The organism is Erythrobacter tepidarius, assembly GCF_002155695.1.
GTDB lineage: Bacteria > Pseudomonadota > Alphaproteobacteria > Sphingomonadales > Sphingomonadaceae > Erythrobacter > Erythrobacter tepidarius.
Genome location: NZ_MUYJ01000007.1, coordinates 12,504 through 27,773, shown reverse-complemented (window position 1 = coordinate 27,773; position 15,270 = coordinate 12,504). Strand labels below are relative to the sequence as shown.

General features: G+C 65.7%; 12 protein-coding genes. 10 read left to right on the top strand and 2 right to left on the bottom strand.

What is annotated here, in order from left to right:
* Window positions 1-5 precede the first annotated feature (5 nt).
* Window positions 6-1,157 carry a molecular chaperone DnaJ gene (dnaJ, locus tag BZF61_RS08055; RefSeq protein WP_086618356.1) on the top strand — a complete coding sequence of 384 codons (1,152 nt, stop codon included), beginning with the start codon at window positions 6-8 and terminating at the stop codon, window positions 1,155-1,157.
* A gap of 24 nt (window positions 1,158-1,181) precedes the next feature.
* On the opposite strand, the gene BZF61_RS15570 is transcribed toward dnaJ, so the two are convergent.
* The gene (locus BZF61_RS15570) at window positions 1,182-1,562 is read right to left on the bottom strand and encodes a hypothetical protein (RefSeq protein ID WP_143736963.1); all 381 of its coding nucleotides are present in this window, start codon (window positions 1,560-1,562) and stop codon (window positions 1,182-1,184) included.
* A gap of 164 nt (window positions 1,563-1,726) precedes the next feature.
* Window positions 1,727-4,042: a patatin-like protein gene (locus BZF61_RS08045; RefSeq protein WP_086618615.1), complete on the bottom strand. Its 2,316-nt coding sequence runs from the start codon at window positions 4,040-4,042 to the stop codon at window positions 1,727-1,729.
* Between the two features lie 72 nt (window positions 4,043-4,114).
* On the opposite strand from BZF61_RS08045, the gene radA reads away from it, so the two are divergent.
* The 9 genes from radA to rnr all read left to right on the top strand — a co-directional run bounded on the left by radA (window position 4,115) and on the right by rnr (window position 15,261).
* A complete protein-coding gene (gene radA, locus BZF61_RS08040; protein ID WP_086618353.1) occupies window positions 4,115-5,482 on the top strand; it encodes a DNA repair protein RadA in 1,368 nt (455 codons plus the stop codon).
* Window positions 5,483-5,494: 12 nt separating this feature from the next.
* Window positions 5,495-6,040 (top strand): CvpA family protein, encoded by a 546-nt coding sequence (locus BZF61_RS08035; RefSeq protein WP_086618351.1) that lies wholly within the window; start codon window positions 5,495-5,497, stop codon window positions 6,038-6,040.
* A 4-nt stretch (window positions 6,041-6,044) separates the two neighbouring features.
* Window positions 6,045-6,485, top strand: coding sequence for an iron-sulfur cluster assembly scaffold protein (locus BZF61_RS08030; RefSeq protein WP_211276741.1), 441 nt, complete (start codon window positions 6,045-6,047; stop codon window positions 6,483-6,485).
* Between the two features lie 58 nt (window positions 6,486-6,543).
* The gene (locus BZF61_RS08025; RefSeq protein ID WP_086618348.1) at window positions 6,544-8,175 is read left to right on the top strand and encodes an MFS transporter; all 1,632 of its coding nucleotides are present in this window, start codon (window positions 6,544-6,546) and stop codon (window positions 8,173-8,175) included.
* Window positions 8,168-9,211: an alanine racemase gene (alr, locus tag BZF61_RS08020; protein ID WP_086618347.1), complete on the top strand. Its 1,044-nt coding sequence runs from the start codon at window positions 8,168-8,170 to the stop codon at window positions 9,209-9,211. Before BZF61_RS08025 ends, alr begins: the two co-directional genes overlap by 8 nt.
* A gap of 77 nt (window positions 9,212-9,288) precedes the next feature.
* Window positions 9,289-9,861: a polyhydroxyalkanoate synthesis repressor PhaR gene (phaR, locus tag BZF61_RS08015; RefSeq protein ID WP_086618614.1), complete on the top strand. Its 573-nt coding sequence runs from the start codon at window positions 9,289-9,291 to the stop codon at window positions 9,859-9,861.
* Between the two features lie 45 nt (window positions 9,862-9,906).
* Window positions 9,907-11,451 carry an aminoacyl--tRNA ligase-related protein gene (locus BZF61_RS08010; protein ID WP_086618345.1) on the top strand — a complete coding sequence of 515 codons (1,545 nt, stop codon included), beginning with the start codon at window positions 9,907-9,909 and terminating at the stop codon, window positions 11,449-11,451.
* 37 nt (window positions 11,452-11,488) lie between these two features.
* Window positions 11,489-12,862 (top strand): M20/M25/M40 family metallo-hydrolase, encoded by a 1,374-nt coding sequence (locus BZF61_RS08005; protein ID WP_211276740.1) that lies wholly within the window; start codon window positions 11,489-11,491, stop codon window positions 12,860-12,862.
* A 113-nt stretch (window positions 12,863-12,975) separates the two neighbouring features.
* The gene (gene rnr / locus BZF61_RS08000; protein ID WP_245804549.1) at window positions 12,976-15,261 is read left to right on the top strand and encodes a ribonuclease R; all 2,286 of its coding nucleotides are present in this window, start codon (window positions 12,976-12,978) and stop codon (window positions 15,259-15,261) included.
* Window positions 15,262-15,270: the final 9 nt, after the last annotated feature.

Genomic DNA, 15,270 nt, shown 5'->3' with positions numbered 1-15,270 from the left:
CGATCATGTCCAGCGCCCAGCTCGATTATTACCAGACGCTCGGAGTCGCCCGCGATGCCGATGGCGCGACGATCAAGAGCGCCTTTCGCAAGCTCGCGATGAAGTATCACCCCGATCGCAATCCGGGGGACAGCGAATGCGAAGCCAAGTTCAAGGCGATCAACGAGGCCTATGAATGCCTCAAGGACCCGCAGAAGCGTGCGGCCTATGATCGTTACGGCCATCAGGCCTTCACCCAAGGCATGAACGGCGCAGGGGGCGGTGGCCCCTTCGGCGGCGGCTTTGGCGGCGGTCGCGGCGACTTTGCCGATATCGGCGATATTTTCGAGACGATCTTCGGCAGCGCCTTTGGCGGCGGCGGGCAACGCCAGCAGAACCGCCGCGGCGCAGACCTGCGCTATGATTTGCAGGTCACGCTCGAAGAAGCATTCCACGGCAAGTCGACCGAGATCGAGATCGAAGTCAGCACCGAGTGTGATGCCTGCAACGGCACCGGGGCCACGCCTGGCACCTCCGAACGCCAGTGCAACATGTGCCACGGCCTAGGCTCGGTGCGCGCCAAGCAGGGCCTGTTCGTGATCGAGCGTCCCTGCCCGACGTGCAACGGGCGTGGCACAGTGATCGAGAACCCCTGCCGTGGGTGCCGGGGTGAAGGCCGGGTTGATCGCGTGCGGACGGTGAAGGTCGAAATCCCCGCCGGGGTCGATACCGGAACCCGCATCCGTCTTGCCGGCAAGGGCGAGGCCGGCCAGCGCGGCGCGCCTCCGGGCGATCTCTACATCTTCCTTCACGTCCAGCAGCACCCCGTGTTCGAGCGCGATGGTACCACCTTGCTAACCCGTGTGCCGGTGAGCTTCACCACCGCGGCGCTGGGCGGCTGTGTCGAGATTCCCGATCTCGACGGTTCAACCAACCGGCTCGAGATTCCCGCAGGCATCCAGTCGGGCAAGCAGTTGCGGGTGCGCGGCGGCGGGATGCCGGTGTTGCAGGGGCGCGGGCGCGGCGATCTTGTGGTCGAGATTGCGGTCGAGACCCCGACCAGGCTCTCGCGCCGCCAAAGGGAAATCCTTGAGGAGTTCCGCGCCACCGAAACCGGCGAAGAGTGCCCTGAAAGCCGCGGCTTCTTCGACAAGCTGAAAGACGTGTTCGGGAGCTGAGGGGTCTGCTCCCCGCGCTCCTGCTCATCGACGATTTCCTGAAAGATCCGTGGGCGGCGCGCTGCGCTGGCGCTGAACCATGATCCGGCGCTCCGGCACGGCAATTTTTCCGACCCCAACGCATCGACGCGGCTCGATACCAGCGCGATCGAAGCCATGGTCTCGCGGCCGCTCGGCGTCGCGCGTGGCCCGCAGCGCGGCATTCTGCGGGGAGCCTGTCACCCGGCGCGCAGGGGTGATCGCGGCAAGAAGCCGGCGCCCCACCGCCGCACCGGGCTGGAAGCTTTGCCGCAGGACCTGGCCAAGCTCGCCGCATCGGGCCGTGCCGACATCAATGCGCTGGCCGCGGCCGCGGCTTGAAGGGATGCCATCCTGCCCGGCAAGTGGGATCGCATCATCCGCCATGCCGGCGCGTTTCGACCGTCTTTTGCTGTTCTTCGGAGTGACGAATTGAACCGCCTTTGGGGCGGGGCCTGTCCGCGGCGGGCGACCTTCCATGCGCGCCCGCGCCACATATCACCGAGCAGGGTCGTGACGCGCGCCGTGCGAACATCGGGGTTAGGCAAGCCTCAGCCCATCCGTTCGGTCACCTCCATGCGGATCTGGTCGATCAGGCCGCGCTGGCAGCGCCCGGCGATTTCCTCCTCCTCGAGAATGGCGAAAAACGCCTCCCGTTTTGCCGCGCGGATGCGGGCTTGGGAGATGCTGCCGCCGACGGTCGAGGCGACGAGATCGATCATCCGCTCGGCCCCGTGAAGCCGGCCCCAAAGATAATCGTTCTCGCGGTAATCGCGGCTAAAGAAGGCGCCGAAATTGTAGAATTCGATCCCGCGCAAGGTGGCCGCGGTGCCGCCTTCGCGGATCGATCGGGCGTCTTCGGGCGAAATGCGGTCGATCCGCACCGGGTTGTATTCATCCAGCCCCTCGCGCCGGGTGAGCGGCAAGGTTGCCACGTCATAAAAAGGAAAGCCGAGATAGGACAGCAGCATACGCCGCTTGAGCCGCTTGGGCATCGCATCGAGCGCAGCGATCAGTTGCTCTTCTGCGGCCAGATCGGTGCTGGGCAGCAAGCGCTGTGCAGCGAGGAAATCGAGCACCGCCTCCGGCTTCGCCAGGGCATTCTTGGCAAGGGCGGCAAACTGCGGGTTGTTAAGCACGGTTTCGTCCGCCCGGTGATAGAGTGCCAAGATGCCATAGAGCCGGTCGCGCGCATAATCGAGCGCAGCGTCGGGAATCTCCGGATCGAGCTCCCAATCGCGCGAAACGTTGCGCGCCAGCAGTTGCAGACGACGGATACGGAAGCCGGTATCGTGGGTGCGGAAGAATGAAATCGCCGCGGCGCTGGCACCGCCATGATCATCGGTCAGCCGCTTGAGGCCGCGCGCCTCGAGGGCTGCGCGGAACGCCGCCGCGAGCAGCGCGTGATCGGCCTGCGGTGTGCCTGCCGCGCGCAGCGTGAGTCTGGCGAGCTGATCGAGGATCGCGTCGAACTTGGTCAAGGCATAGGCGCCGAAGGCATAGCCCGCCCGCTCGGCGGCGGCCTGCTGCGCCTTGGCCCGCCAGCCAGCAAGCCGTTTTGGCGTGGGGCGATTGAGAAAGACAGTGAAGCCGAACAGCTTCTCCACCGCGCGGTCGATGTCAGGCTGTAGCTCCATGATGATCCGCTTGAGCCGCGCGGCATCGCGGGACTGTTGTTCGATGCGTTCGAGATCGTCGCGGATCGGCTGCTCGCGCGGGATGGTCGAGAGCGAGCCGAAGATCGCCCCGAAGAAGCCAATCCGCCGCTGGCGCAAGCCGGGCATCAGCGCGCCGCCCTCCGGACGTGGATCGATATAGACGAAACGTCGATCAACCTCGCGCTGGCTAGGGCGGCCGTGAAGCGCCGCCAGTGCCGCTCCGAAGGGTGCATTGACCAGCACTGCGCCGTCGATCAGGGCCGCTTCGTCGATCGTTCCTTCGCGCATGTGCACCGGCATGATCCGGCCGAGGAAGCTGCCGCGGCTTTGCCAGTGATGTCCCTCGGCGGCAGCCAGTTCGTCGATCTCGGCGATCCTGAGCGGCGGGAAGGCGCCGGGAAAACTCGCCGTGGCGCGCGCGGCCAGCACCAGCTCGAACCGATCGGCCAGTGGTTCCAGCGGACCGGCATTGACCCGCGCGCGGAAGCAGATCGGCAATCGGTGCTCCATTTCTTCGATCTGCGGGGGAGAATTGAGCCGGAGGGTCTGGGGGTAGCCGCGAAAATCGGTGGCCGTCACGACGAGGTCGATCGGATAGTTGGGGGGCAGCAGGCTGAGGCCGTCGCCCTCGGCCGCCATCTTGGTCAGCGCCTCGCTCAGCATCGCGGAAAAGCGCGCGCCCGAGAACGGCGGACTGAACCAGCGCCCGCGCACGAAGCGTGAGACCTTGTGGCGCACCTCGGCGCGGGTTTCGGGTGAGACCGTCTCGCTGACAGCATTGCCCGGACGGCGCAGAAACCACTCGGCAATCGGCTGCGCCCAGAACTTGGCATAGCGCCACATCGGTTCGGCATCGGGATCGGTGAGCTGACTGACATCGGCATTCTCGAGCCACAATTCGGTCAGCGGTTCGAGGCTGTGCCCCGAATGGATCGCCTGCGCGAGAAACACCGCGTTGATCCCGCCCGCGCTCGCGCCGGTGAGAATATCGGGAAGAACCCTGAGGCGCAGGCCATCGACACGCGCGATTTCGGCAAGGAAGGCGTGATAGGCACCCGCCACGCCTTCGAGCGGCGGCGCGGCGGAATGGTGGAAGGCCCGGCTCGCCCGCGCAAGGTGCCAGATTTCCTTTGTGATGCCATGCATATAGACCGCAAGGCTGACGCCGCCATAGCAGACGAGGGCAAGGCGCAATTCCTTCTGGCGCATGGTCATCTGTAACCCGCAAGGCCGCGCCAATGCAATTGCGTTCTAATTCTGTTCCGGTTATGGCATGGCGCCATGGCAAAGTCAAAGCGCCGCTATGTCTGTCAGGCCTGCGGGTCGGTGTCGCCACGTTGGCAGGGACAATGCGGCGATTGCGGCGCGTGGAATACGCTGGTCGAGGATGTCCCGGCAACGGTGTTTTCGGCCAAGCACGATCTGTCCCGCGGAGGGCGGGCGCTGGCGTTCGAGCCGCTCAATGCCCCAACGCAATTGCCGGTGCGAAAGTCCACCGGGCTTGCCGAGTTCGATCGGGCGCTGGGCGGCGGGCTGGTACCGGGGTCGGCCGTGCTGATGGGCGGCGATCCGGGCATTGGCAAATCGACTCTGCTGCTCCAGACCGCGGCGACCATCGCCCGCGGTGGCCATGACGTGGTCTATGTCAGCGGCGAGGAAGCGGCCGGGCAAGTGCGGTTGCGCGCGGCGCGCATGGGGGTGGCAGACAGCCCGATCCGGCTCGCTTCGGAAACCTCGGTGCGCGATATCCTCACCACGCTTGGGCAGGGCGATCCGCCAGCGCTGCTGGTGATCGATTCGATCCAGACGATGCATTCCGACATGATCGAAGGTGCACCCGGCACTGTCGCGCAGGTGCGCGGCTGCGCGCTCGAGCTGATCCGCTACGCCAAGGAATCGGGTTGCGCGCTGGTGCTGGTCGGCCATGTCACCAAGGATGGCTCCATCGCCGGGCCGCGCGTGCTCGAACACATGGTCGATGTGGTGATGAGCTTCGAGGGTGAACGCAGCCACCAGTATCGCATATTACGTGCCTTGAAGAACCGCTTCGGGGCGGTCGACGAGATCGGCGTCTTCGCGATGGCTTCTGAAGGGCTGGAGGAAGTGACCAATCCCTCGCTGCTGTTCCTTTCCGGGCGCGATCAGCCCCTGGCAGGCAGTTCGGTTTTCCCGGCGCTGGAAGGCACGCGCCCGGTGCTGGTGGAGATCCAGGCGCTGATCGTGCGGCTGCAATCGGGCGCGACCCCGCGCCGCGCGGTGGTGGGGTGGGATTCGGGCAGGTTGGCGATGCTGCTTGCGGTGCTCGAATCGCGCTGCGGGCTCAATTTCTCCTCGGCCGAGGTCTATCTCAACATCGCCGGGGGCTATCGCCTGACCGATCCGGCCGCCGATCTGGCGGTGGCCGCCGCGCTGGTCTCGGCGCTGGCCGACAGGCCTTTGCCCGACAAGGCGGCGTGGTTCGGTGAGGTCAGCCTTGCAGGGGAGATCCGCCCTGTTGCCCACGCCGCGCTGCGATTGCGCGAAGCGGCCAAGCTTGGTTTTACCCGCTCGTTCGGCCCGGCAGGCCTGATCGGGACGCTGGATACGCCGGGCTATCGCGGCCTTGCCGCGCTTGCGAACCTCGTTGACCAAGTGATGGGCAATGCATAGACAGACCGGCGCATGGCCGGGCTCGACATCATAATTCTCATCATCGTTGCGGTCGCCGCGATCGGCGGCTTCATGCGCGGGCTGGTGCAGGAAGTGCTCTCTCTTGCCTCGTGGGTTTTTGCCGCGCTGGCGGTGCATTTCCTGCACCCCGTGCTGGCGCCGGCGCTCAGCGATTTTTTCCACTCTTCGCGGCTGACGCCGGTGTTCGCCTTCGTGCTGCTGCTGCTGATCCCCTATGCGGCGATGAAGCTGATCGCAGCGAATATTTCCGGGGCCTCGGACGGCGCGATCCTTGGCCCGGTCGATCGCGTGCTCGGCTTCGGCTTCGGTGCGGTCAAGGGCGCGCTGATCGCGGGTTTTGCCTTTTCGCTGTTGGCGCTCGGGTTTGACGAGCGCTGGGGCTACAAGGGTCGACCAAACTGGATAACCGAGGCGCGCACCTATTCAGCCGCTGATGCGTTCTCGCGCGAGCTTGTGCCGATGATCGCGATCCGCCGCGATCAGTTGCGCCGCGAATCCGAGGCACAGGAAGCCGCAGCGGCCCGGGCCGCCAAGTAAGCGCGTGCGTCCGCGCGTCTCCTCCAAGCTTTACACGCCCGAATTGCTCGCTCTGGCGACCGGGCTGGCGAGCTTCCCCCTGACCGATGATCTGCCTCTGCGCGCCGAGGAACGCTCGCGCACCTGCGGCAGTGCGATTGCGCTCGGCCTTGCGCTGGATGACAAGGGCCTTGTGTCCGGCGTGGGGATGAAGGTCAGCGCCTGTGCGATCGGACAGGCTTCGGCAGCGCTGCTGGCGCAGTCGATCAGAGGCGTCGATCCCGCTCATGTCTGCTGGATGGGCGGCGCATTGGAACGCTGGCTGGCGGGCGAGAGCGAGCTGCCGCGCTGGCGGGGGATCGAAGCGCTGGTTCCAGCCCGCGATCATCCGGGCCGGCACGCGGCCTTGCTCTTGCCGTGGAAGGCGGCTCGCAAGGCGCTTTCAAGCAGCGTGACAGCGGGCTAGGGGTGCGTCCGAGAGACACCGCTGATGGCGATGCAGCGATAATTGGGGATTGAGCGACATGGCACAGGCGCAGACGCTCGCGGACCGCGAGCCGTCCGAGAAGGAAATCCGTCTGGTGATCGGCGCGTCGAGCGCGGGCACCATTTTCGAATGGTACGACTTTTTCATCTACGGCACGCTTGCGTACATCCTCAAGGATGCCTTCTACGCCACCGATAACGAAACATTGGGCCTGCTGCTGGTGTGGTCGACTTTCGCGGTCGGCTTCGCCTTCCGTCCGCTGGGGGCGATCCTGTTCGGCTTTCTGGGGGACAAGCTGGGGCGCAAATACACTTTCCTCGTCACCGTCACCTTGATGGGCATCGCCACGGCGGGCGTGGGCCTGATCCCCACAGTCGACACGATCGGCATGGCCGCGCCGATCATCGTGATCCTGCTGCGGGTCATTCAGGGCCTGGCGCTGGGCGGCGAATACGGGGGCGCGGCAATCTACGTCGCTGAACACGCGCCGCCTGACAAGCGCGGGTTCTATACGAGCTTCATCCAGGCGAGCGTGGCGGGCGGCTTCGTGCTGTCGATCATCGTCGTGCTCGCTTGCCGCGCGCTGATCCCGGCCGAGGCTTTTGCGGCATGGGGCTGGCGGGTGCCGTTCCTGCTGTCGATCGCTTTGCTCGCCATCTCGCTGTGGATGCGGCTCAAGCTCTCGGAAAGCCCAGTGTTCCAGGCAATGAAGGCAGCGGGCGAGACCTCGGGCAATCCCTTTGTCGAAAGCTTCACCTATCCCGGCAACAAGAAGCGCATCTTCGTCGCCCTGTTCGGCATCACCGGGATTCTGACGACGGTGTGGTACACTGGCTTTTTCTCGGCGATGAGCTTCCTTCGCGGGCCGATGCACGTGGACGATCTGACGGTCGAGTTGGTGCTGCTGATCTCGGGCCTGGTGGTGATGGGCTTCTACATCATCGTTGGCAAATGGTCGGACAGGGTCGGACGAAAGCTGCCGATCATCATCGGTGCGGGGCTGAGCCTGGCGCTGCTGTTCCCGCTGTTCTGGGCGATGGGCAGCTTTGCCAACCCCGGCATTGCCGCCGCGGCCGAGAAGGCGCCGGTGGTGGTGCGCGGCCCCGCCTGCGAGACCGATCCCTTCGCCGAGCTGTTTCAGCGCGAGCAGACCGATTGCGGCAAGATGCTGGAAACGCTGACCGCATCAGGCGTGCCCTACCGGCTCGAGGCAGGCGAGACAGTCAGCCTCATGGTCGGTGGCGATCCCGTGTTTGTCGATCCGGCATGGTTTGCCGATCCTGCCGCGCGCAAGGCGGGTATCCATGCCGCGCTTGGCCGATACGGTTTTGATTTCTCCAAGCAGCAGCCGCCGCTTCCCAATATCCTCGGCATTATCGCGGTGCTGCTGGGATTGGGGATGCTTTCGGCGCTGACCTATGGCCCGGTCGCGGCGCTGCTGTCCGAGCTGTTCCCGCCGCGGATCCGCTATTCCTCGATGTCGATCCCCTACCACATCGGCGCCGGCTATCTCGGCGGGTTCCTGCCACTGATCGCGGGTGTGATCGTGGCCCGCACCGGGGATATCTATTCCGGGCTGTGGTACACGTGGGCTGTGGTCGCTTTCGGCCTGGTGGTCGCATGGTGGGGCATCCCCGGCGGCCCGCCGCGAGACTTCGCCGATGACTGAAGCGCCGCCGCCGCAGCTGCGGTTGGTGGTCGACACCGCCGCACTGGCGCACAATTGGCGCGCGCTCGACGCCCTTTCGGGGACAGCGCGGGCGGGCGCAGCGGTCAAGGCGGATTGTTATGGCCTCGGGGTCGAGACCTGCGTGCCGGCGCTGCGCGATGCGGGGTGCGAGACCTTTTTTGTCGCGCACTGGAGCGAGGTTGCCGCAGTTGCGCGCCATGTCTCGCCCGGCCGGGTCGCGGTGCTGCACGGCCCGACCAATGATGCCGAATGCGCCTATGCCCGCGCGACCGGGGCGGTGCCGGTGATTAATTCGCGCGAACAGGCGGCGCGCTGGACCGCGAGCGGAGGCGGGATCTGCCACTTGATGGTCGATACCGGCATCAACCGGTTGGGGATCGCGCCGGAGGAAGCGGGCGCGCCGGAGATCGCAGCGCTCGATATCGACATCCTGATGAGCCATCTCGCCAGCGCCGACGATGACAGCGCGATGAACGCCGCGCAGCTGGCCGCATTCAGGGCAGTTGCCGGACGCATCGCGCACCGCCGGGCGAGTCTTGCCAACAGCGCCGGGATTGCGCTCGGTGCGGACTATGCCTTCGATCTTACCCGCCCGGGTCTCGCACTCTATGGGGGGGTGCCGCGCGGCGAGCTTGCCGCGACCATCCGGCCCGTGGCCTCGGTCGAGGCGGCCATCCTGCAATGCCGCACGCTCTCGGCGGGCCAGAGCGTCGGCTACAATGCCACCTTCACCGCCAGTGCTCCGATGCGGGTCGGCACGGTGTCGATCGGCTATGCCGACGGATTCCTGCGTCAGCGCGGTACGGGCAATGCCCTGCATCACGGCGGGCGGCGGCTGCCGATTCTCGGCAAGGTGTCGATGGACATGGTGGTGGTCGATCTGTCCGCCGCACCCGATCTGCTGGCCGGCGATTGGCTGACCGTGCCTTGGGACATCAACGATGCGGCGCAGCAAAGCGCGCTTTCTCCGTACGAATTGCTGACTGTAATCGGTGCACGGCTGCGCGGTTGTTGAACCCTTCGTCGGGCGATATTGCGCTGCACATTGTGCAGGTGCTAAGCTGCTCGCGGGTCAATTATCGGGACAAGAAAATGGTCGGCAGGTCGAAGGCCGCATCGCGCGGGGCGGATGAGGCGGTTATCATCAAGAAATACGCCAACCGCCGGCTCTACAACACCGCCTCGTCAAGCTACATCACGCTCGAGGATCTGGCGAAGATGGTGCGTGAGAATGTCGAGTTCCAGGTGCTCGATGCCAAGACCGGCGACGATATCACCCACTCGATCCTCACGCAGATCATCATGGACGAGGAGGCCAGTGGCGGGCACCAGATGCTTCCCGTGAGCTTCCTCAGGCAGTTGATCGGGATGTACGGCAATTCGATGCAGGCACTGATACCGTCCTATCTCGAAGCCAGCATGGCGAATTTTCGCGACAACCAGAGCAAGATCCGCGAGGCCTTTGAAAAGGGTATCAGCGCCACGCCCTTTGCCGCGATTCACGAAACCAACATGGCGATGATGCGCGCCGCGGCGGACGTGTTCCTTCCCGGCATGGGCAAGGCCAGGGACAAGTCCGCCTCCGCCGACACCCGCGACGAGATTGCCGAGCTGCGCGAACAGATGGCGGCGATGCAAAAGAAGCTGGACGAACTCAGCAAATAGCGCCGATAGCGCGCGCCGCTCTCACTTATTCAGGAATTGCCGTCCGTGTCCCAGATTCGCCACGCGCTCACCGTCAAGCGCGAAGACGACTTCGCCAAGTGGTATCAGGAAGTCATCAGCGCCGCCGAACTTGCCGAGGAATCCGGCGTGCGCGGCTGCATGGTGATCAAGCCATGGGGCTACGGCATCTGGGAGCGGATCCAGCGCCTGATGGATGATCGGATCAAGGCCGCGGGCGTGCAGAACTGCTACTTCCCGCTGTTCATCCCGCTCGCCAATTTTACCCGCGAAGCCGAGCACGTCGAGGGTTTTGCCAAGGAAATGGCAGTTGTCACCCACCACCGCCTGATCGCCGATGGCAAGGGCGGGTTGATCCCCGATCCGGCCGCCAGGCTTGAGGAACCGCTGGTGGTGCGTCCGACTTCCGAAACGATTATCGGCGATGCCATGGCGCGCTGGGTGCAGTCGTGGCGCGATCTGCCCCTGCTCACCAACCAGTGGGCCAATGTGGTGCGCTGGGAAATGCGCACGCGGATGTTCCTGCGCACCAGCGAGTTCCTCTGGCAGGAAGGCCACACCGCGCACGAGACGCGCGAGGATGCGCTTGCCGAAACGCATCGCGCGCTGGAAATGTATCGCGCCTGTGCCGAGGAAGACCTCGCCCTGCCGGTTATCGCCGGTGAAAAGCCCGAAAACGAACGCTTCCCCGGCGCGGTCGAGACCTGGTCGATCGAGGCGATGATGCAGGACGGCAAGGCGCTCCAGGCCGGCACCTCGCACTATCTCGGCACCAACTTCGCCCAAGCTGCGGGCATCCGGTATCAGGACCGCGAGGGCAGCCAGCAATTTTGCCACACCACCAGCTGGGGCGTCTCGACGCGCCTTATCGGCGGGGTGATCATGACGCATGGCGATGATGACGGGCTGCGCGTGCCCCCCGCGATCGCGCCGCAGCAGATCATCATTCTGCCCATGCTGCGTGACGCTCCCGAGGATGCGGCGCTGATCGCCTATTGCGAAGAGCTGCGCGTGATGCTCGCCGGCCAGATCGGGCTGGGCGAGAAGCTGCGCGTGCTGCTCGACAGGTCGCCCGGCAAGGTGGCGGCCAAGCGGTGGAATTGGGTCAGGAAGGGTGCCCCGGTCATTCTTGAAGTCGGCCCGCGAGACATGGCCGAAGGCAAGGTCGCGGTGTTGCGCCGTGACCGGCTGTGGAACGCCGCCAACGGCAAGCCCGCGATGCAGTTTGTCCCGCGCGAGGCGTTTGCCGCTTCGGCGGGGGCCTTGCTGGCGGACATCCAGCAGGCTCTGTACGAAGAAGCCCGCGCGCGGCGCGACGCCAACATCACCCGCGGCCTTACCGAGTGGCAGGCTGTGGTCGATCACTTCGAAAAGGGTGGAAAATATCCGGGCTGGGTCGAGGTCGAGTGGTCGAAACCGACGGGCGAGACGCTCGAAAAGGTCGTCGAGAAGCTGAAGGCGGTCAAGCTCACCATTCGCAACGTGCCGCGCGGCGGCGCGCCTGCCCGCGGCGCCTGCATTTTCACCGGCGAACCCGCGGTTGAGCGCATCCTGGTGGCGCGCGCCTACTAGGCTTGCGTCTGCGGTAAGCGGCGTGCAGACAGGGCTGATGTTGAAACGCGCCCTGTTGCTCGCCGCCCTTGCGGCCGCCCCGCTCTCTGCCCAAGCTCACCCTGCCGACGCGGTCTCCATCGAGAGACTGAAGAACGATGTCGCCAAGCTCGTCAGCTTCGGCACCCGCCACACCCTTTCTTCGCAGACCGACCCCAAGCGCGGGATCGGCGCGGCGGTCGATTGGGGTCTTGAGCAGTTCCGGCGCATCGGCGCCAAGTGCGGCGGCTGCCTCGAGGTGCTGCCGGTGGGCGAGGTGGTCCAGCCCGATGGTCGCCGCATCCCCGCCGCGACGCTGGTGCGCAACGCGGTCGCGATCCAGCGCGGCAGCGAGCGTCCAAACGAGGTCGTGATCGTGCAGGGCCATATCGACAGCCGCGTCAGCGACGTGATGGATGCGACCTCGGACGCACCGGGGGCCAATGACGATGGCAGCGGCACCGCGCTGGTGCTTGAGGCCGCGCGCCTGCTCAGCGGCACGCAATATCCCTCGACCATCATCTACGCCCTGCTTTCGGGCGAGGAACAGGGCTTGATAGGCGCGCGCATCCTGGCAGACTGGGTCGAGGCGCAGGGCTTTACGGTGAAGGCGGTGCTCAACAACGACATCGTCGGCAATTCCTGCGGGAGCGACGGCTATTGCGAGCCCAAGCTGGTGCGCGTCTTTTCCGAAGGCCCGCGTTCTGACCTGACCGATAGCCTGCGCGCCGCGCAGACCCGCTTCGGTGGCGAGAACGACACGCCTTCGCGCAATCTTTCGCGCTGGGTTGCGGATCTTGCGCAAAAGCACCCCGAAGAAATGCAGGTTCGCCAGGTCTGGCGCACCGACCGCATGGGGCGCGGCGGCGATCACGTGCCGTTCCTGCAAAAGGGCTATCCGGCGATCCGCTTCAGCGTCGGGGTCGAGGATTACAACCACCAGCACCAGGACCTGCGCACCGAGGATGGCGTGGCCTATGGCGACACCATCGACGCAATGGACTTCGCCTATCTCGCAGGTGTGACCAAGCTCAATGTCCGCGCGCTCGATGCGCTCGCCCGCGCGCCGATGCCGCCCAAGGTGACGGTGGATGCAGCGGTGCGGGTAGATAGCGAGATCAAATGGAACGCGGTCGCCGGGGCGCAGGTCTATTCGGTCGTGATTCGCGCCACGGATGAACCGGCCTGGCGCAAGGATTTGACGCTGGTCTATATCGACGGTTCGCAGGTTGACAACGCGGCGGCGGTCGCAAGCGGGCGCAGCTTCAGCCATGTGAAGCAACTGCGCGGTGACGACTGGATGTTCGGCGTGGCCGCTTGCGCGGGAATGTTCTGCTCCCCGGTCGCCAGCGCGGTTCCCGGCGGAGCGTTCGGGCCGGTGGCGAAGGAATAGCCCTCGTCCTTGCGCGGCGCGCCGGGGCTGCGGCAATCCGGCGTCCGTGGATGCCGCTCGGGATGGCTTGGCTCTGCTCGCAATCAAGCGGCATATGGGCTAGAGCCGTGATTATGGCCAAACCCCCAAAGCTTCCCCAAGGGATGCCGACGCGCCAGCAGGTGCTCGACTTCATCCAGTCCTCGAGCATTCCCGCCGGCAAGCGCGAGATTGCAAAGGCATTCGGGCTGAAAGGGCAGGAGAAGATCAAGCTCAAGGCCCTGCTCAAGGACATGGCCGAGGAAGGACTGATCGACGGCTCGAAAAGCGCCTACCACCGCATGGGCGGGGTGCCCAAGGTGACGACCCTCAGGATCGTCGATGTCGATGATGGCGCGCTGTTCGCCGAGCCCGACAACTGGAACCCCGAAGCCCCCGGCAAGCCGCCGCGCCTGATCGTGCGCGAATCCGGAGCGCGCGGGGCGAAGCGGTCTGCGGCGCTCAAGCGCGGGGATCGTATCCTTGCCCGCACCGACCAAACCGAGCGGGGTTGGATCGCCCATCCGATGAAGAAACTCCCCGCGCGCACCGAGGGGCTGATGGGCATCGTCGAGATCGACAAGACCGGCAAGGCATGGCTCGCGCCCGTCGACAAGCGAGTGCGCCACTCGGCCCCGATTGCCGATCGCGGCGCGGCCGAGGCGGGGCAGCTTGTCATCGCCGAGCGGGTGGGGCGCTCCGAGCGCGCAGGGGTGAAGGTGGTGGAAGTGCTGGGCGATCCGCTCGCCCCGCGCTCTTTCAGCCTGATCGCCATTGCCAAGCATGGCATCCCGCACATCTTCCCGGAGGAAGTGCTCGATGAAGCCCGCCGTGTGGCGAAGCTCAAACTGTCCGAGAAGACCCGCGAAGATCTGCGCCATCTGCCGATCATTGCCATCGATCCTGCCGATGCGCGCGATCACGATGACGCAATCTGGGCCGAGCCTGACGGGCAGGGCGGCTTCAATGCCATTGTCGCGATTGCCGATGTGTCCTTCTACGTCCGTCCTGGCTCGGCGCTCGACCGCGAGGCGCGCAAGCGCGGTAATTCGGTCTATTTCCCTGACCGGGTGGTGCCGATGCTGCCCGAGGTGCTCAGCGCCGATGTCTGCTCGCTGAAAGAGGGCGAGGACCGCGCGGCGATGGCCTGCCACCTGCACATCGACGCTGAAGGCAAGGTGACTCGCTTCCGCTTCACCCGCGCGCTTGTCCGGATCGCGCGCAATATCGCCTATGAGGACGCGCAGCAGGCGGTGGACGATGGCAATCCGCCCGAATTCCTCGCCAACCTCTGGGCTGCTTGGCGCGCACTTGCCGCGGCGCGCCATGCGCGCGATCCGCTTGAACTCGAACTGCCCGAGCGCCGGGTGGTGCTCGACGAGAAAGGCCGGATTGCCGAGATTGCCATCCGCGAGCGGCTCGATGCGCACCGCGTGGTCGAAGACTTCATGATCGCTGCGAATGTCGCGGCGGCAAAGGCGCTCGAGGCCAGGGCCGCGCCGGTGGTCTATCGCATCCACGAGCCGCCCTCGCGCGAGAAGTTGATCGCGCTGCGCGATTACCTTGCCACGATGGGCAGGAAGCTGGCGCTGGGGCAGGTGGTGACGCCGGGTCTGTTCAACCGAATGCTCAGGGACGTCACCGACGAGGGGGAAAAGGCACTGGTGATGGAAGCGGTGCTGCGCAGCCAGACCCAGGCCTATTACGGGCCGGTCAATGCGGGGCACTTCGGGCTAAGCCTTGGCTCCTACGCCCATTTCACCTCGCCTATCCGGCGCTATTCCGATCTGCTGGTGCACCGCGCGCTGGTTGACGCATACAAGCTCGAGCAGCCCGCACCGCCCGGAACGATACCAGCGACCAGTGGCCTTTCCGAGCGCGACCGCGCCAGCCTTCAGCAAGTCAGCGACGCGATCAGCCAGACCGAGCGCCGCGCGATGGAGGCCGAGCGCGACACCCTCGACCGCTATGTCGCCGCTTGGCTATCAGACCGTGTGGGCGAGGTGTTCGACACCCGTATCACCGGGGTGCAGGCCTTTGGCTTCTTCGCCACGATCGTGGGCCTGGGCGGCGATGGGCTGGTGCCGATCTCCACCCTTGGCAGCGAGCATTTTCGCCATGACGAGGCCGCGCAGGCCCTGGTCGGCGCCGACAGCGGCACGACCTATGCGAGCGGTGACCGGCTCAGGCTCAGGCTGGCCGAGGCCAACCCGCTCACCGGCGCGCTCAAGTTCGTGCTGCCCGATCAGCAACCCGGCGTGATCGAACCGCGCGGCGCCCGCATCCAGAAGCGGCAGCGCGGGCCGGTCAAGGCGGGCAAATTCATGGTCGGCAAGCGCGGACGACCGGGCAATATCCGCCATCAGGGTCGCAGGTCGTAGCCGAAAGGG